The sequence below is a fragment of the Paenibacillus sp. B2(2019) genome (assembly GCF_008370385.1).
Classification (GTDB): domain Bacteria; phylum Bacillota; class Bacilli; order Paenibacillales; family Paenibacillaceae; genus Paenibacillus_AQ.
Genome location: NZ_VTZR01000017.1, coordinates 211,226 through 230,307, shown reverse-complemented (window position 1 = coordinate 230,307; position 19,082 = coordinate 211,226). Strand labels below are relative to the sequence as shown.

Below are 19,082 nucleotides of genomic sequence, written 5' to 3'. Positions count from 1 at the left end.
CAAAAAATAAGACCTCCCGCAGGAAGCCTTATTTCATACGCTTTATCGTTTAGCTAAGGTAGGAACGCAGCATCCATTGATGTTTCTCAAGATCACCACGAATTTTAATAAACATGTCAGAGGTAGGCTGGTCCTTAATTTCCTCAGCAAGCTCAATGCCTTCTGTCAACTCTTCAGAAATAGTAGCGAAGTCTTCAATCAGAGACTGGACCATACCACGTGTGTCCTCTTTACCAGTAGCTTCTTGAATCGTTGCCAATTCCAGATATTCTTTCATCGTTGCAGCGGGACTTCCTTTGATGCTTAGCAGACGCTCTGCAACTTCATCCATTTGCAGCGTCACTTCATTATATAGATCCTCAAATTTCACGTGAAGAGAGAAGAATTGTTCTCCTTTTACGTACCAATGAAAATTATGGATTTTAACGTACAATACATTCAAGTTAGCAACCTGACGATTCAAAATTTGTTCCAGTGAAGTTGTATTTACTTTATTAGATGCTTTAGCCATGAGATGATCCCATCCTTATCCTTTATATTTACCGGGCTACTTAATCCTTCATCCGGCAGCAACTTGTCTATTCTTAATTTACCCCTTAGCATGTAAGACGAAACAAGGAGAACCCTTCCATAAAATCTCTGTTTAAATTATTTACACTAAAGACGCTCTCTATTATGTTCAATTTCTGATTCTTGCAAAAAAACACAAGAGGCCAATGGCCTCTTGTGTTTTGGATTTTGTAAGATTGTTCAGTCAGACCATGAGAAGTAATGCATCCGCACCCGTCATGCCGGGTACGATACCTAGACGCTCCGCTTCTATGGTTACAGACTCCAATGGGGCAGCTAACAGCTGTGACAGCGTACGTACACCAACCGCCCGGGCTGCGATAATATGCCGATCACTGAGCTTCTCATTGAGCAAACCAACATCCAGCGCACCACACATAATATACCCTCGGCTTGTGCTGATTGAGAGCAGCGTTGTTTTCGGAAGCTTAACTTCTACCCCGATCAGCGTATGTTCACCTACGGTAATGGGCTCCATAGTAACCAATAGCAGCACCTCCTTTATTCACCAACCACGATGTATATGTATGCTTCACTCCCTGCTGATGTGCAGTTGGTAGTCCTAGGCTTTTCGTAAAAAACACAGTACCTTGGTCCCATTTTCTCTAGTGTCAGGTATATGATTATTACTTGTTTAATGTTATAGTTTATTTACATTCTTATAATTGTAAAGAAATGTTCAAACGAAAAGCTGGGGGATCTATGGACGAGAAACTACAACACACAGACGGCAACTATTTATTTAATGTCGACATCCTGATTAATGCCCGTACCAACCCGCTTGCATTGCAATATCTGCTTGAAATGTTGAACAATAATGACAAAATCACAGATTTCAACATTAACTCCGGTCTTGAATTGGGGAGAACCATTGACAGCTTGCTTCGTTCTGCCAAACTAGCCTTGAATCAAAGCTCTGCTCCTCCAACTTCATTTAAGCTGCCACCAAAGACCACTAAAAAGCAGCTCGATAAACCGATTGATAAACAGGCAGTATTGCCTGCACAGCAGTCAGCTATTGAGACGCCAGCTGATGCATACGGGAAAATTCGACAGTATATTCAGAACAACCAATTAGTACGTTTACGAGCGAATCGGTACGGAAAACAAGTGTCCATGCCCTGTCGTATTTTAAATTTTGATGAAGCAGCCAACTCTATTAGTGTCTATCACGTGGATGAGAAACAGGTATACAGCTTTAATTTAAATGAAATCGACGAATTTCTGTAAACGTATACGTTACAGATAAATAAGCATCCGCCCCTTTATGGAACGGATGCTTATTTATCAACTTCTGTAACTTGATCGCTTAGGATGCCTCTTTGCTGCGTAAGAATGCTTCCACAGCCAGACATAACCAGCCTGCTATGAAGCATACACCACCAATAGGTGTAATCGCTCCAAGCACCTTAATTCCGGAGATGCTCAGTACATATAAGCTACCAGAGAACAAAATCGTCCCTGCTATTAATAGCCTTCCTGCCCAGCGTAACCGGGTACTTTCTCCCCATTGACCTACAGCCAGTGCTATCAGAATTACACCCAGCGCATGTACCAGATGATACTGTACACCCGTCTCATATACCTTCATATATTCTTCGCTAATAACAGGTTTTAATAAATGAGCGCCAAAAGCGCCTACTCCTACTGCCAGCATTGCTAGCACAGCCCCCCAGGCCATAAGTTTCCGTTGCATGCGATTACAACTCCTTAATATTAGACTTCTTCTATCATAAACGATTACCGATTGCTTTTTCCAGCAGCCATTTACGAATTAGCCACAATCAGGGGTTGCTTTTTTAGCATCAATATGAAAAAGTGGATATTAACAACATTTCATTCTTATCTCTCAAGGAGTGCAACCTATGGACCTTAATTCTCTCTCAAAATCTGACGCGCCTACAGCAGAGGTAGGAAATACCCAACCTGATCTGAGTCAGCCAAGTGCTGGTTCGTCGTATTCGTACCAGAAAGTAGATCATGACCTGCAACACTCTGGACCTGGTATTGCTTCTTTCATCATCAGCCTCGTGACCATAATGGGTTATGCAGCTCTCTTCGTTTTCATTATTATGAAGGCTTCTTCCATGGTTAACGAGAACTCGAATCTATTAGCCGAATCATCGCAGTCCATCATGCTTCTTGGAATGACTGTTATTATTCTTTCAGCTCTTAATGTAATTGGTGTTGTCATCGGCATTATTGGGCTTTCCATCCGGAAGAGACGTAAGGTTTTCGGCGTTATAGGCACTATCATCAACGGTGTGATTATCCTACTCTTTATGCTGCTTATTACTATTTTCTTAGTCAATGCCGGGACGCTATAACGTTCATTTCTAATTCCAAGACAAAAGGGCTGTTCCTGAAATCAATCAGGAGCAGCCCTTTTGTTATTCATAAATGATAGCGTTCCTTTACTTTGCAAGTGACAGCTTCGAAAGTACACGCTGTTTAACTGTAGCATCGCCTTCCACTGCTTTTTCAACATATTCAAAAGCTACAGGATCATCCGTATTTAACTTCTCAATAACGCTCTCCATACCAGCTGTGATCTCAAAAGCCGTAGGACCTTCTTTGGTCTCAATCTCAACAGAATGACTATCTATTTGGCCGACGTAAACGCCTGTTCCTTTAAGAATTTTAGCTTCTGGATTTGCAGTAGGTTTGGGTGCGGGAGTACTTGGATTCTCTGTTGGTGCAGTGGTACTTGTACCTTCTGTAGGTACGGGTGTGCTTGTGGTCTCCTCTGTTGGCACTGGAGAAGCTGTTGCACTTGGTTCTGCAGATGGCTGTGCTGAATTATTAGTAGCACCGCAAGCGGTTAGGGCTAGCGTTAATGCTGCGATTGCAGCTATAGCGGGTAAGGAACGTTGTTTTTTCATGTTGACTGCCTCCTCTATGTTTAGCGGTTGTTTGCAAAGTCATTTTCTATAAGCCTACTCCTATAAACGTATCAACTCTGCTAAGGTTTCATAATACGTTATTTTTAGTAACTTCCAATCTTTAATAGGCATCCGCCGGATGCAGGCTTAAGCGAGATTAATACAATAGTGTTGAGCCTGATTTATCCCTAAGGAGTGGTCCCCTTGAGAATCGATATCGGCTGCGGATCCAGTAAAGAAGCAGGTTATCTCGGGATCGATCGTATCGCGGGTCCCAACGTAGATATTGTCTGTGACATTAGCCAAGGCATCCCTTTGCCGGACAATACCGCCGAGTTTGTAATGGCTAGTCGTGTATTACCTTATATCGACGATTTATCCGCAGTTATGTCGGAAATTCACAGAATTAGCACTCACAAAGCCATTGTTTGTATACTGGCCCCGTATGCCCACAGTTTTGTTCATATGTCCAATCCTTCCTTTAAGCAGAAGTTTGATGAATATACTCCGAGGTATTTCACAGGATCCTTTTTCCAGCCCCCGTCCGGTCCAGTATGCCCATCGATTCCTGACTATCCTATCCCGGTGCCGCCGTTCGATTATCGATTGCTGCGGATGGAGCTTTTCTATCAATACCCTTATGAAGATCCTCTTTATGAAACAGAAGAACTAGAAATACTAAAGACGCTTCAAGCCAATGTTGTGCATGAAATCATGTACCATTTCACCGTAATCAAAGAAGATATTTCTATTCATGAGCTGGAATTGATGAGTAGAGGGCTTTACGCTGAACCGCGTGTTCTTATGAAACGCAGGCTAAAATCACACGATAGACAAAATTCCCTATAATTTATTGATGGGACATACAATTATACCCGAATTACATCATAGGCTAACATACAGGTATTAACTGTGCCGTCCTGATTATGGGACGGTTCACTTTTTTAAAAGAAAATTAACCTCGAAGGAGGTGAGAATCATTCCACTAGTCGTACGGGCAACGATCAATGCGACCGGTGCTATCACATTTACGGGCAACACACTTGGACTTAGTCGCTCTGATACAGTCGGAGTACCTGGGACACAGGACAGCATCGGTGGCTTTACCACTGTCAATACATCGTCTATTTTTGGAACCTACCCTAACGGAACGACTAGTCTTTATACAAGCAATAGTTCAGCAGCCATACTTGTCCTTCCTTCAGGTAGCACAGTGCTGTATGCAGAGCTGATATGGGGTGGCACCTATATAAATGGAACCGTAAACCTCAGTTCGGCGATAAACAACCCAGTCACCTTCATTACCCCTGCCGGGACTTCATTTAGCGTTACACCTGATTCTGCAACGAGTAACGTAGTCGATTTGGGAGGTGGTGCTTCTGCATATGTCCGTTCCGCCAATGTAACCAGCATTATACAACAAGGTGGTGCCGGTACCTATACTACAGGCGGCGTTGTAGGCACAATTGTAATTCCAGGAGACTCGACAGCCAACCATGCCGGCTGGACTTTAGGTGTTATCTACCAGAATACAGCCCTCCCATTCCGCAATATGTCCCTACGGGCAGGTGCAATACTAGTACAGGCAACATCAGCCCCGGTTTCAACTACGATAACTGGATTCGCAACACCAATAACAGGTGCGCTTGGAGGCAGAGCATTATTCAGCGCACAGGAGGGAGATGCAAACCGTTCAGGCGACCAGGCCTTGTTTGGTCCAACTGCTGCTACACTCGTAGCGTTATCTGGCCCCAATAACTTTGCTAACAACTTTTTCGCATCACAAATCAACAATGATACAGGTAATCTCAATACAACTGGAACATTTGGAACACGCAATCAGACGAACGGGAATCCAGGAACCAACATCATCGGTGGCCGACAAGGCTGGGACATTACTAATGTTGACGTGTCAGCCAGACTTGCAAATAATCAGTCTTCAGCGATTTTACAATTAACTACCTCTGGTGACGCTTATGTGCTTAATGGAAATGCCATACAAGTAGATATAAATGCACCCAAAATAAACCTTACTAAAAGTGCCAATGTGTCCGGGCCAATAGTCGGGGATACGGTAACGTACACTGTAATTGTCAATAATACTGGTACAGCGAGTGCAGCTAGCGTCGTTTTATCAGATGCGTTGCCAGCAGGATCAACCTTTGTTACCGGAAGCGTTGTAGTGGCCAGCGTCGCAAGACCAACCTTTGATATTACAGCAGGAATCTCTCTAGGATCATTAGCTTTGGGTACTTCAATAACGGTTACATATCAAGCCAAAGTTACTTCATTACCGCCAAGTCCGCAAAATATCGCGAATACCGCAAATGCTGCCTTTACGTTTCAAAGTGTAGCAGGAGGCCCTATCATGACCGGGGTCATTCCATCCAATACTGTAACTTTACCCGTATACTCACCCGTTCTTAACATTGTAAAATCAGCCAACACTGCAAATGCGACCGTCGGAAATCAAATCACATATACGCTTCAAATCACCAACACCGGAAACATCGGTGCGCTAACGACACTTACGGATAACATTCCTGCAGGGAGCTCTTATGTTGCAGGAAGTTTCACCGTCAATGGAACACCATTCGCTGGAAATCCTGCTACAGGTATTGCTATTGGAACGATAGCTGCTGGAGGTAGTTCTACCGTTCAATTCCGTGTATTAGTGAACAGCCTTCCGTCCCCTCCACAACTGGTCGATCAAGCAAGCGCCGCTTATACCTTTCAGGTTCCAGATGGACGAATTATTGCTGGATCAGCCTCGTCCAATACATTGTCTATTCCCGTTAGACTCCCGAATGTTGCCGTGGTTAAAAGTGCAGGTTTTGCCGATGTCGCCGTCGGCGATACACTCCTATATACTTCTGTAATCACCAACAACGGAATTGAAGCAGTTACTAACGTCACCCTTACAGACACCATTCCTGCAGGGACTTCACTGGTTACGGGAAGTGTTACCGTTGCGGGGACGTCACAGCCCTCTGCAAATCCAGGAACAGGAATTACTGTGGGTTCAATCGCTGCGGGAAGTTCGGTTGCTGTCACCTTTCAGGTCAATGTTATCTCATTACCTAATCCATCACAGCTATTGAACAAGTCTACGGCATCCTATAGCTCAGGAGCCTTCACTGGCATTTCGCTTTCCAACACAACTACGACTCCGGTATATCAACCCATCATTCAAATTGTCAAAAGCTCAAACACCGCTAGTGCAACCGTAGGCGGCAATATTCTTTATACATTAATTGTTCAGAACTCTGGAAATATTGGAGCAGCCGTAACCTTAACTGACAATATTCCATCAGGGGCAACCTTTGTATCGGGTAGTGTAACTGTAAACGGAATCGTAAGACCAACAGACTCTCCACTTACAGGAATTAACTTAGGAACTGTAGCTTCAGGGGCTAGTGTTCCTGTAACCTTTCTTGTCTCTGTGCAATCTTTGCCTTCACCACCTGTTCTGAACAATCAAGGCAGCAGCAGCTATACCTATCAACTACCAAGCGGAAGATCATTATCCGGGGCTAGTCTTTCCAACATCTTAACCATCCCAGTTTCCGCTCCAAATATCACGCTTACCAAAACCGCAAACCTTGCTGATGTGGCAGTTGGGGAGAATCTGACTTACACAGTCCTAGTATCCAACACAAGCAGCGTAGCTGTGAATAACGTTGTCGTCTCTGACCCCATTCCTACGGGAGGAACTTTTGTAGCAGGCAGCGTTATTGTTGGCGGTTCATCGGTACCAGCCGCAAATCCAGGTACTGGAATATCTATCAGTAGTATTGCGGCAGGCAGCTCTATAACGGTCTCTTTTAAAGTGAATGTTTCTTCTTTACCAAATCCATCGCAGTTTGCAAACAGAGCTAGTGCTTCTTTCTCATCCGCTGCCTTCACTGGTTCTTCACTTTCGAACACGGTAGTAACACCTGTATATCAGCCTATTATTAGTATGGTCAAAAGCGCGAATACCGCTCAGGCATCCGTAGGAGGATCTTTGTCCTACTCAATCCTCATCAGCAATACCGGTAATATTGCAGCCACACTCCTATTAACTGATAATCTTCCACCTCAAGCTGTATTTAACGCGAACAGTGTAATCATAGGCGGAACACCTTTACCCGGATATAACCCTGTAACCGGAATCCCAGTAGGCCCATTGGTACCAGGTGACAGCGTATCTGTGAGCTTTCTGGTCACGATAACAGCGTTACCTCCTTCACAAATGTTACTGAACTCTGCTTCAGCAACGTATAGCTTCACTCTTCCAGATGGGCGTCAGCTCGGAGGAAATGTAGTTTCCAATACGCTCTCTGTCCCTGTCTCTGCACCTAACGTTAGTGTCGTAAAAAGCGTGAATGCTGCTACCGCTGTGACAGGCGATATCCTTACATTCACCTCTGTTTTGACGAACAACAGTATAGCTACAGTAAGCAATATCATTCTCAGCGATCCTCTGCCTGAGAATGCAGCTTTTATTCCCGGAACCGTAATTGTAGGCGGCATTACCCAGCCGCTAGCAGTTCCGTCCGCCGGCATTCTAATCGGTAGTCTAGGCCCAGGCGCCACAGCTACCGTAACATTCGAGGTGAGGATAACGATGCCGATACCATCACAGATTAATAATCAGTCATCCGTCAGTTTTACATCCGGTGTATTCTCCGGTTCTTCTTCATCAAATATTACTAGCACACCAGTCATTCAACCACAGATCTCCTTAGTAAAAAGTGCCGTAGATGGAGACGGTGATTTCGATGCCCTAGTTGTAGGTGATACGGTCATCTACACAGTTGTCGTAAGCAATACTGGTAATCTTGCTGCAAATGTAACCCTAACCGATAACATTCCAGTCGGAACCACCTTCAATCCTAATAGTGTTATCGTGGGTGGAATGCCACAACCAGGTGCAGCTCCAGATACCGGCATCGCTGTAGGAAATGTCGCACCGGGTAACAGTATCCCTGTTAGCTTCTCTGTTAATATCGTTTCCCTGCCCACACCGCAACAAATCGTCAATCAAGCTTCTGCAAGCTTCACCTTTACTCCACCCGACGGTAGGCCCTTAAGCGGAACTGCTGTGTCTAATACTGTCACACTACAGGTCTCGGCACCTAATATCGTAGTATTCAAAAGCTCAACCTCAACTTCCGTAGCGATCGGAGATACAGTTACTTATAACGTAAATATTACCAATAACGGTTTAGACGCTGTTAATAGCGTGTTACTTAATGACCCAACGCCAGCAGGCGCTGCTTTCGTAGCGGGTAGCGTATCTGTGAATGGAGTGCCTTTTCCAAACCTGAATCCTGCTTCCGGGATATCTATTGGCACCCTAACCCCCGGAGCTTCGGCGCTGGTAGCTTACAGTGTGACCGTGACCTCTGTTCCTCCTACTGCTACACTTATCAATAAAGCATCCGTAACCTTTACATCAGGTGTTTTTTCGGGTTCGACTTTCTCCAATACCGTTACCATCCCTGTGTACCAGCCGAACATCTCGGTTGTCAAAACAGCAAGTACGAATAACGCTACAACAGGTGACGCTGTCAGCTATACCCTGACCGTGAGTAACACTGGTAACTATCCGGCAAGCTTAATCATTACGGACAATATTCCTGCGGGTACTACCTTCGTTCCGAATAGTGTGCTCATTAATGGACTCCCCTTAGCGCAAGCAGATCCATCTACAGGGATTCCGGCTGGAGTTATTGCACCCGGTGCTACTACTGCAGTAATATTCACTGTTGATATCACCTCACTGCCCAATCCTCAACAGTTGGTCAATCAGGGTACCGTAGCGTATAGCTTCACTTTGCCTGACGGCCGCACACTTGGCGGTTCCGTCCTATCCAATACAATTACTATCCCTGTCTCTTCACCAAATCTGGCTGTAGTAAAATCTACGCCTACCACATCAACTACTGTTGGAGACACGATCACCTATTCAGTTACAATTACCAATAACGGAATTGAAACGGTAAATAACGCTGTGTTCACAGACGCACTTCCTGCGGGTACTACATTCGTATCTGGCAGTGTACTAGTGGATGGCGTGGCTCGTACGGGGGTTAGCCCTTCCACGGGAGTAACCTTGGGCAGCATAGCACCAGGTGTAACTGTAACTGTGGCATTCACAGTAAATACAGTCTCATTGCCACCTTCAGGCCTCCTAAATAACCAGTCAACGGTCAGCTTCACCTCTGGGGTTCTCTCGAATGTTGCCTTCTCTAATATTGTATCAACGCCTATTTACTTACCGATTCTAGCCGCAGCAAAAAGCTCAAATTCAGTTCAAGCGACCGTCGGAGATACGATAACCTACACGATTAATGTAACCAATACAGGAAATTACGGGGCTTTGGCTACTCTGAGTGATACTATCCCATCTGGAACAACATTTGTGCCAAACAGTGTGCTCATTCAAGGTGCCCCAGCTCCGGGAGCAGATCCAGCGGCTGGCATTCCACTCGGTGTTATATCCGCAGGTGCAACACTATCTGTTATGTTCTCAGTACTCATTTCAACATTGCCAGCAAGCCAGCAACTGATTAACCAAGCATCGGTAGCATTTGCTTACACCTTGCCTGATGGGCGGACGTTTAACAGTTCGATCAATTCCAATTCGACAACGATTTCGGTATCCTCACCGAATGTGATCGTAACTAAGTCATCACCAGCAACAGATGCCGTTGTTGGCGATACAATTACTTACAACCTTACAGTTACCAATAGCGGAATCGCCAATATCAGCAATGTAAACATCAGTGATCCAATACCAGCAGGTTCTTCGTTTGTTGCTGGCAGTGTGATCGTTGATGGCACTCCGCATCCTAATGCCAATCCAGCGAATGGCATCTCGCTCGGCACAATTGCACCGGGCGTTTCGGTCAATATCTCGTTCAACACTATCGTCAATGTACTGCCTAATCCTGCCACGCTCACCGATCAAGCTTCCGTCAGCTTCACATCTGGAGCATTCTCGGGATCCTCATTCTCTAATACACTTGTTATTCCGGTGTATCAGCCTATCATCGTTGTAGTCAAAGGGGCAGACAGAACCGCCGCAACTGTCGGAGATACGATTACTTACTCCTTGAATGTGACTAATACTGGTAACCTCATAGCAAATGTAGTCATAACTGACACGATTCCTAGCGGAGCTATCTTCGTTCCAAACAGCGTGCTCATTAATGGGGTGCCACAACCAGGCTCCGACCCGGCTACTGGATTAAATATTGGAGCAGTTGCTCCGGGAAGCACGGTAACAGTGACCATAACCCTGCAGGTTACAGTAGCCTCCCTCCCGTCACCGCAGCAGTTAGTCAATCAGGCTTCAGCAACTTTCTCATTCACACCTCCAGATGGTCGTCTGCTCACCGGAACTTCACTTTCAAATGTCCTAATCATCCCTGTCTCTTCTCCGGATGTAAGTGTCGTTAAGAGCACTACTTCTATTGATGCCGTTGTCGGCGATATCATCACCTATACGATTGTTGTTACCAACTTAGGGATTTCACCAGTCAATAACGTCATCATGGTTGACCCTATCCCAGCAGGCAGCCAGTTTGTAACAGGCAGCATCACTGTAGACGGAACCCCACGACCTAATGGCAGCCCGGCTTCCGGTATTGCCATCGGAACGATTGCTGCTGGCGCTTCCTCAACCATCACCTTCCAGGTTCAGGTAGTAGCGTTATGATTCCCGGCTCACGTACCCAACCTGTCGTAACCAATCAATCTATGGTACTCTTCAACTCGGCAGCGGGTGTTGACGGCATTGTCTATTCCAATACCGTTAACACCCCGGTCGTGGGCCCCGTGCTTTCATTGCTGAAGAGTACAGACAAACTCCATGCCTCTTTAGGTGACACTCTGGTGTATACCATTAAAGCTTCTAATAATGGAAACACAGATGCTTCGCTAACCGTGTATGACATTCTTCCAGAGGGTGTATCCTTTATTTCCAACAGCGTGCTTAGAGACGGTGTGCCTCTCCCAGGGGCTACACCGTCTTCGGGCATACCGCTAGGTTCTATTGCTCCGCAGAGTCAAGTGAGCATCGCCTTTCAAGTGGTTATCATTTCACTTCCCTCTTCACTAGTGCTGCAAAATAAAGCACTGGGCCGTTTTTCTTTTGCCACACCCGAGGGAAGAATCGTTAATGGAGATTTATATTCTAATTCCGTACTAGTTTCTTTACGCTCCTACCAGCTCTCTACCTTGTTGTCTGCAAGCACTCCGACCTCTTTTATAGGTGATGTAATTACCTATACATTACGGCTTACGAACGAAGGTAACAGCCTATTAAACCAAATCATCGCAACGATTTCTATTCCTAACGGATCTGTGTTCATTCCAGGGAGTGTCATTGCAGGTGGCGTCTATTATCCAGAATCAGAGCCTACGCAAGGAATATTAATTGGTCAACTTGATAAAGACTTAAGCATTGATATTACCTTTCGCGTTCGAGTTACAGAGATCCCCTCATCCTTGGGCCTGACTAACCGTGCAGCTGTCACTTATACCGTCGACGACGATCCCAATACAACCGAGAGTAACAGCGTCGTTATCTCACTTGTTTTGGCAGGTGTCACCATCAGCAAGAGAGTAGATCATGTTACAGCAGCTCCAGGTGACAACCTAAGATATGAACTAACGGTAACCAACAGCGGGAACTTGGCCGTAAATGCGGTTCTGACCGATGCTATCCCTTCGGGCACTCTTTTCGTATGGGATAGTGTTCTCTTAAACGGAGTGATGCAAAAAGGCGCCCGTCCTGCTGATGGTATTCAGCTAGGCACATTAAGAGGCGAAACTTCAGCGGTCGTGGTCTTTCAAGTGAGCATTCCTGCAGCCATAAACATTCATGCCCACGCAGCTGTCCAAAATCATGGCAGTGTTCAGTATACTTTTGTGCTCCCGGACGGACGGACAGTAAGACAAACCTCTCGTTCCAATATCGTTACTACCTTAATAGTCCTGCCTATCATTTCTCTCGAAACTCATGCAAAGCCTACCCTTGTAGAAGAAGGAGAACATGTCCAATGCTGGATCTCCCTAACGAATAATGGGAATTGGCCAGCAGAAGTATCCCTTGATCGGCTCACACCGGAGGAATGTCTTATTGATCCTAGCAGCATTGTGATTGATGGGATTCCAAATCCACAATCTTCATTTAACGGTATTTTGTCGCTAGGGACAGTCAAAGCTGCTGCCACTGTAAACATCCATTATTTTGTGAGGGTTAGTGAACATGTACTGGGTCGTTTCCTTAAGGGCTTAGTAACCGCTCCATACTTCTTCAATCTGGATGGACGTGAATACACTGGCGAGAGCCAGTCGAACAGTTATATATTGACTGTGGAAGAGATCAGTGAATAAGAAATCACATATCCCCCATCCCCATGAATATACTTTAGTTACAACCCCAAAACATAAATATTTATATTCCATGGGAGGTGGTCATCCTGTCGCAATCATCTGGTCCCTTTTCCTTTGTAGTCTCAAAAGAAGACTGGTCCCTTCATCGCAAAGGCCATCAGGATCAGGAACGTCATCAGCAAAAGGTCAGAGAAGCTATCAAGGATAATTTGCCGGATCTCGTGACCGAAGAAAATATTATTTTGTCAGGCGGTAAGCAGATTGTAAAGGTTCCGATTCGCAGTCTGGATGAATATCGAATTATCTATAACTTTCGTAAGCAAAAGCATGTTGGACAGGGCGACGGGGAAAGTCAGGTCGGTGATGTACTTGGGCGGGATTCACAGTCGACACAGCCCGGCAAAGGGGAAAAAGCAGGCGATCAACCCGGTCAGGACACCGTGGAAGCAGAGGTCAATCTGGAGGATCTGGAGGACATCTTGTTTCAGGATATGGAGTTGCCACATCTGAAGCCAAAGAATAAGGAAGAGATCGAGGTTAAATCCATCATCTTCAACGATATTCGTAAAAAAGGCATGATGTCCAACATCGATAAGAAACGTACCCTGCTGGAGAACCTTCGGCGTAATGCAAGCAGAGGTAATCCCGGCATTCACAGCATAAGTCCTGATGATCTGCGCTACAAAACATGGGATGATATTCGAACGCCTCACTCCAATGCGGTCATTATTGCGATGATGGATACGTCAGGTTCGATGGGATCTTTTGAAAAATACTGCGCCCGCAGCTTCTTCTTCTGGATGACCCGCTTTCTACGCCGCCAGTATGAGAAGGTGGAGATTGTCTTTCTCGCCCACCACACGGAGGCTAAAGAGGTCAGCGAGCATGATTTCTTCACCCGCGGAGAGAGTGGAGGAACCATCTGTTCCTCAGCTTATCAAAAAGCGATTGAGATTATCGACAGCCGATACCCGCCAGCGCAGTACAACATTTATCCGTTTCACTTCTCTGATGGCGATAACCTCACCTCCGACAACGAACGTTGTGTGAAGCTAATTGGAGAACTGCTAAAACGAAGCAATATGTTTGGTTACGGGGAAGTGAATCAATACAACCGCAGCAGCACACTAATGTCCGCTTATCGTCATCTGAAGCACGAGCAATTCATGCATTATGTCATTAAAGACAAAAAAGAAGTGTACCAGGCGCTAAAGACCTTCTTCAGTCAAAAGGGCACTGTTAATTCATAATTCCTACGTTTGATTATAGCCCACAGCTAGACTACCTGTTCTATTGTCCTATCCATATAAAAAACCTCCATTCCAGAGCTTGGGAGGGGAGGTTTTTTTCATAATGGAAATCTATTCAACTGTCCTAAACCGTTCCACAATACTTTTATTACCTCTCAGAAAATAGATGGCAAGAGTCATATTCCAAGTGAGCTTTAAACTCTACTGCCTATTGTACCTTCTCTCTATCCTTGCCTTTATCAGATTCACCCGCATTTCTATTCGCTGCTTCCCGGTCCTCCATCATCTCGTCCACCGTCTTTACCTTCAGGCGAGCTGCGCCTTCATTGTTGGCATTCGTTGGAATAAGATTTCCTGAAGCTAAGCGTTCCTTCGCTTTTGCAATGGCCTCGCTGTATTGTGGCAGCCACTGCTCCCCAGCTACGAGCATCTCATCGACCATCTGCCAGATTTCTTTCGGGTTACATACGGCACCTACCAACGGATCCATCATAAATGCTTGACGTAGCAGCTTGTCATCGCCGTGCACAGCAGCTTCGACGGCTAAACGTTGCACCGAGATACTAACGTTGCACACTGCGGCTGCTCCTAAAGGCAATTCACCTACAAGCGGCATCGATATACCGTTCCGATCCACATACCCTGGTGCTTCGATGATCGCATCATCTGGCAAATTAGAGATCACGCCATTGTTCACAGTGTTAAAGTGACCTCTATAGACTCTGCCCGTTTCCAAGCCTTCAATAATAAACGAACCATGTTCTTCTCCGCGATTCTCCACTGTATACTCCAATGCCGATTCCTTCATCCAATTCGGAAAATCCGTTTCGAACCAATTCCGCCCTTCGGTGCAGACACGTAGATATCCACCCGTCTCACCGTTAATCCAGCTTCCGAGATCGATCCAATCCATAATTTCTTCGCTACGTTTACGGTACCATGGCACATATTCACTTAGGTGCCCATTGGATTCTGTACTGTAATATCCAAAGCGGCGCAGCATGTCGATCCGAACTTTTTCCGTGCGACTGAATTCTGGATGATTCTCAAAAGCTTCTAAAAGACCTTCGGTCAAATCTTTACCCTTATGACTCGCCGAAATATACCAAGTCTGGTGATTGATACCCGCACAAATAATATCGACTTCCGACTTTTTCAGCCCATACACATCTGCAATTTGCCCATGCCCATGCTGCACCCCATGACACAGACCAATCGTCCGTACACCACCGTATTTGTTGCAAGCCCAAGTCAGCATAGCCATAGGGTTCGAATAGTTAAGTAGGAGTACATCCGGCGCAGCCATTTCCCTAATATCACGGCAAATATTCAGCATTTCCGCAATCCCGCGCTGACCATACATGATGCCTCCTGCACAAAGGGTATCCCCTACGCACTGATCGACTCCGTATTTCAATGGAATATCCACATCTGTAGCAAATGCTTCCAGTCCACCCATACGAATAGTACAAAATACGTACTTCGCATCCTTCAGGGCTTCTCTTCGATCCGTCGTTGCCTGGATTTGAATATTTAATCCATTCTCTTTAATATCACGTTGGCACAGCTCGGTAACCATCTCCAAGTTGTGGCTATTAATATCCATAAATGAGACTTCAATATTATTAAATTCCGGCACGGTTAGTAAGTCCCGCAACAATCCACGGGTAAATCCAATGCTGCCTGCCCCTATAAAAGACACTTTAAATGACATCCTTATCATCCTCCGGTAATGAATTGATTGTTCCTGTCCATTGTAGCAAGGGCGCTAGGGAAAGCGTAACCAATATCATGACCTCTTTTGAAGGAAGGTGTCAAAAATCCTAACTTATCTATTGAACATCCATCTCTTCATAACTCCAAGCATGACGCTCAATGGAATTACGATATTCTACAGGCGTGTTGTCAGTATACTTTTTGAAAAGGGGATGAAAATATTGTCTGCTACTAATCCCTACATAATCGGCAATTTCAGCAATTGGAATATCACTCTGCCCCAGCAGCATCTTTGCTTTCTCCATTCGCAGCATATTCAAATAATCACTGAGTGTCCTACCTGTATGTGACTTAAAAATACGATGCAGATATCCGGGATGCAGATTGACCGCGGCAGCGATATCCTTAACCTGAATACTCTGGTCGTAATTCTGATGCAGGAATTCGATACTGCGCCGCACATAAAGCTGCGAAGGCTGTTGACTCGCATGAAGCTGATCCTGTCGCAAGCTTGATACTCGAAGCAGAAGCTCACAGAACAATAAGTCGACCATACTTCCGCCTTTCCCGCCACTTTGATCAAGCTCTAGTACAAGTCCTTTTAGAACATGATAAATTTCCTCCGAATCAGGCATGACTAGACTGGAAAAGGGCATCTGTAACCATTCAGCAAGTGCCGCTTCTTTCCGAGCGAGCTTGCCGATAGATGGAGCAACCCCTGTATATTCCATAAATCCAAACTCCACATTCAGCATTCGGCAGGGCGTCCCATCCTCGACAATCAGTCTGTGCGGTACATTTGCATCGAGGATGATCAGTTCTCCCCGCTTCAACCTAAATCTCTCTTCTTCACCTGCTTTTGAACGGACATCCACGACACAGCTTCCTGAGATCAAATACATGATTTCGGTTGAATTATGCTGATGGTAAGACATACTGTAGTTGTTCCACTGTTTATAATAGTAAGCGAAAAAATGAGGACTATAATCTCTTTCAATTAATGCCTGCTGAAAAAGACTCCCACTAAGATTTAGAGGAAAATTCGTCAATCGATCACTCCTTTCTTCTATTAAAATGTTAACCCAAGTGTATCTCTCAAACTACTTCTAAGACAAGAAGAGCTACTTGAAGTCATTAAGATAGAAAAAAACGAGCAAAACTCCAATACACAGGAGAGTTGCTCGTTTTATTGTTTTTACTTATAAGATTTAATTCTCATACTTGAAAAGAAACCATAGATTGCTTAAGATCTGCTGCTAAGCTCTCCAGCTTTTGAGATAAGGAAACTAGCTCCTCACTTACAGTAAATTGCTGTGAAGACATAGAAGCTACCTCCTGCGTCGAAGCCGTCGTCTGCTGCACAATGGAACTGACACTCGCCATGGATTCACCTAATTGACGCTGAAACTCTATCAGCTCATGGATAGAGGCCGAAGATTCACTAAGATGCCCCATGAAGTGTTCCATTTCCTCTTTGACACTTGCAAAGATCGTTGACGACTCACGTACAGAAGAAATCTGTTCACGGAACTTTGGAGCGGTCTCATTGATATCTTTAACCGTGTTCTCAATGTGTAGACCAATCTCTTCCGTAATCTTGGAGACTGATTGGATCGAATCATTCGATTGGTTAGCGAGCTGTCTGATTTCATCAGCAATCACTATAAAGCCTCTGCCTGCTGCACCGGCTCTTACCGCCTCTATAGTGGCATTTAGCGCCAAAATATTGGTCTGCTTATTTACGGCAATCATAGGACTAAGAATACTACGAATTAAATGAGTACTCTCTCTTAGCTTATTGGAATTCTCTTGTATTCGATTGAACATCTCCACCGTAGATTCACTCTGCTCTACTAGCAGCTTCATCAGCTCTGTCCCCTGATCACTAACCTCAATAACTCGTTCCGCCGAAGCGTCCATTACTGTATTTAGTTCAGTTACTTCACTCATCTTACTGCCAATGATTTCGACATTAGCATGGCTTTTTTCTGCTTCGACAGCAAGGCTTGCTGCTCCAAGTGCAATCTCACCCGTAGCAGATGCAACCTCTCTGGCATGAAGTGAGGTTGTACCTGACGCTTTGACTAATTGTTCTGAAGTACCCAGCACTTCATCCGCTGACATTTCACTCTGGCTTGCAAGCAGAGAAATTTGCTCCATCATTTTGTTGAAGCTATGCCCAAGTCGGCCAATCTCATCCTTACCCTTAAAATTCGTTCGTACACGAAGATTTCCTTGCTCGCCATCTTCCATTAAGGTCGCCAGCTTACCCAGAGGACGCCCAACCAAACGAACAAGAACATAGCCAATTAACAAGGCTATCACGGCAGCTGCAAGCACCACAGAGAACGTAATATAAAGGAGCTTGTCCGCTGACTTCGTAAAATCACTGACTGGTGCATATCCCATAAGCGTCCACTTTGCAGTCGTTAAAGGTTGATAAACGACAAGCTGAGGACTTCCGTTCTCATCGGCTGCTGTAAATGAATGTTTCTTCTCTACATCTTGCTCATCTGATACTTTTATGTAAGAGGGTTGACCCAATTTAGCATGATCCGCACCATAAACTATGTTACCTTCTGTGCTTAAAATTCTAATCTCACCCGTAATTCCAATCTGAAGATTAGACAACATTTCGGTCATGGCCTTCCCTTTAACTTCAATCAGCATGTAATACTCTGCTTCAGGATGTACAAGATTGCGAAGCAATCTCCCCATAGTTAAAGAAGGCTCAGTATAAGCATCAAAGAAGCCCTTCTCACGAACCGGAAACCACACTGGCTCTCCTTTAGCATCCGCAATTTGTTTCAGTCTTTCAGCAATACCTTCATCACTACGAAGGCCACTAATGCCAGTAGATTTATACGATTCCGTTTCTTCCAAGCTCTTAGATACCAGTCTGACGCCATACATCCGCTCATCTGATCCTTTAACTAAGTCTAGCTTTCTACGAATCCGGTCTTCTGCGGAAACTTTGGCTACCGTTGTAAGTTCTCCACTATTTATTTTTTCCAAATCACCTTTTAATGCGGAGTCGAGGGCAAATTGTCTCGAAAGTGCTTCATATTCATTTAGTACAAAATCCAGCTTGTCCGCCGCTTGAACTACAGATTGTGAGGAGGCCGAGGCAACCTCATCTGTAATGATATCTTTGGCAGCATAATATGAAGTCAATCCTAGTACAGAGGATAAAAGCACTATGGAGCTAAATAGAATAACGAACAATTTTATTCCAACGGATCTAAATTGTATAGTCCATAGCTTTTTCATTATG

Annotated in this window: 13 protein-coding genes; 6 read left to right on the top strand and 7 right to left on the bottom strand. The window is 45.0% G+C overall.

All coding sequences use genetic code 11. The annotated features are described in order from the left end of the window. Nucleotides 1-49 precede the first annotated feature (49 nt). Together PAENI_RS15305 and PAENI_RS15300 are read right to left on the bottom strand one after the other, a co-directional pair. Nucleotides 50-511, bottom strand: a complete 462-nt coding sequence (locus PAENI_RS15305) for a Dps family protein (protein ID WP_042125852.1) — start codon at nucleotides 509-511, stop codon at nucleotides 50-52. Nucleotides 512-754: 243 nt separating this feature from the next. Beyond that, the gene (locus PAENI_RS15300; protein WP_042186349.1) at nucleotides 755-1,057 is read right to left on the bottom strand and encodes a YunC family protein; all 303 of its coding nucleotides are present in this window, start codon (nucleotides 1,055-1,057) and stop codon (nucleotides 755-757) included. Between the two features lie 215 nt (nucleotides 1,058-1,272). On the opposite strand from PAENI_RS15300, the gene PAENI_RS15295 reads away from it, so the two are divergent. Then, a complete protein-coding gene (locus PAENI_RS15295; protein WP_149645884.1) occupies nucleotides 1,273-1,800 on the top strand; it encodes a hypothetical protein in 528 nt (175 codons plus the stop codon). A 79-nt stretch (nucleotides 1,801-1,879) separates the two neighbouring features. On the opposite strand, the gene PAENI_RS15290 is transcribed toward PAENI_RS15295, so the two are convergent. Next, the gene (locus tag PAENI_RS15290) at nucleotides 1,880-2,266 is read right to left on the bottom strand and encodes a DUF423 domain-containing protein (RefSeq protein WP_149645883.1); all 387 of its coding nucleotides are present in this window, start codon (nucleotides 2,264-2,266) and stop codon (nucleotides 1,880-1,882) included. 169 nt (nucleotides 2,267-2,435) lie between these two features. On the opposite strand from PAENI_RS15290, the gene PAENI_RS15285 reads away from it, so the two are divergent. Next, entirely contained in the window at nucleotides 2,436-2,897 is a 462-nt protein-coding gene (locus PAENI_RS15285) for a hypothetical protein (protein ID WP_052404212.1), read from the top strand. 87 nt (nucleotides 2,898-2,984) lie between these two features. Here the strand turns inward: PAENI_RS15285 and PAENI_RS15280 are convergent, their stop codons facing one another. Continuing rightward, a complete protein-coding gene (locus tag PAENI_RS15280; RefSeq protein WP_076284187.1) occupies nucleotides 2,985-3,452 on the bottom strand; it encodes a hypothetical protein in 468 nt (155 codons plus the stop codon). Nucleotides 3,453-3,656: 204 nt separating this feature from the next. On the opposite strand from PAENI_RS15280, the gene PAENI_RS15275 reads away from it, so the two are divergent. From PAENI_RS15275 to yhbH, 4 genes are all read left to right on the top strand, one after another. Beyond that, a complete protein-coding gene (locus PAENI_RS15275) occupies nucleotides 3,657-4,301 on the top strand; it encodes a methyltransferase domain-containing protein (protein ID WP_149645882.1) in 645 nt (214 codons plus the stop codon). A 121-nt stretch (nucleotides 4,302-4,422) separates the two neighbouring features. After that, nucleotides 4,423-11,160, top strand: a complete 6,738-nt coding sequence (locus PAENI_RS15270; protein WP_149645881.1) for a DUF7507 domain-containing protein — start codon at nucleotides 4,423-4,425, stop codon at nucleotides 11,158-11,160. Then, on the top strand, nucleotides 11,157-12,842 hold the full coding sequence (locus PAENI_RS15265; protein WP_149645880.1) for a DUF11 domain-containing protein: 1,686 nt from the start codon (nucleotides 11,157-11,159) through the stop codon (nucleotides 12,840-12,842). The genes PAENI_RS15270 and PAENI_RS15265 overlap by 4 nt, the downstream gene beginning before the upstream one ends. Before the next feature lie 86 nt (nucleotides 12,843-12,928). Further along, complete coding sequence (gene yhbH / locus PAENI_RS15260) at nucleotides 12,929-14,092, top strand: sporulation protein YhbH (RefSeq protein WP_149645947.1); 1,164 nt, start codon at nucleotides 12,929-12,931, stop codon at nucleotides 14,090-14,092. A gap of 208 nt (nucleotides 14,093-14,300) precedes the next feature. Here yhbH and melA read toward each other — a convergent pair whose 3' ends face one another. The 3 genes from melA to PAENI_RS15245 all read right to left on the bottom strand — a co-directional run bounded on the left by melA (nucleotide 14,301) and on the right by PAENI_RS15245 (nucleotide 19,078). Continuing rightward, on the bottom strand, nucleotides 14,301-15,806 hold the full coding sequence (gene melA, locus PAENI_RS15255) for an alpha-glucosidase/alpha-galactosidase (protein WP_149645879.1): 1,506 nt from the start codon (nucleotides 15,804-15,806) through the stop codon (nucleotides 14,301-14,303). 118 nt (nucleotides 15,807-15,924) lie between these two features. Beyond that, nucleotides 15,925-16,857, bottom strand: coding sequence for an AraC family transcriptional regulator (locus PAENI_RS15250; protein ID WP_149645878.1), 933 nt, complete (start codon nucleotides 16,855-16,857; stop codon nucleotides 15,925-15,927). Between the two features lie 166 nt (nucleotides 16,858-17,023). Further along, nucleotides 17,024-19,078: a methyl-accepting chemotaxis protein gene (locus PAENI_RS15245; RefSeq protein WP_149645877.1), complete on the bottom strand. Its 2,055-nt coding sequence runs from the start codon at nucleotides 19,076-19,078 to the stop codon at nucleotides 17,024-17,026. Between the last annotated feature and the right edge of the window lie 4 nt (nucleotides 19,079-19,082).